The following is a 221-nucleotide window of genomic DNA, read 5'->3' as shown; positions in this document are numbered from 1 at the left end:
CAGCTCAACTTCGACACCAGCTTCACCGGCAAGGACCTGCTCCGCACCCGTCTGCGGGCCGGTAACTTCGCCCAGTCGCCCTTCGGCCAGCCGGTCGTCGGCCTGAACGCCACCGAAGCCGGTTTTGAGGAGAACTGCGGCCTGGGCGTCGACTGCGGTGACGTGGTCGCCATCAACCGCCTCTTCTACCAGTTCCCCCTCGGCAGCAACTTCACCGCCAC

The 221-nt window shown here is 66.1% G+C and carries 1 pseudogene; it reads left to right on the top strand.

The features are described from left to right. A pseudogene (locus tag KUG39_RS17780) lies at positions 1–221 on the top strand (iron uptake porin); the annotation flags it as partial.

Source organism: Synechococcus sp. CCAP 1479/10 (assembly GCF_019038515.1).
Taxonomy (GTDB): Bacteria; Cyanobacteriota; Cyanobacteriia; order PCC-6307; family Cyanobiaceae; genus Cyanobium.
This window is presented reverse-complemented; position numbering and strand designations above follow the sequence as displayed.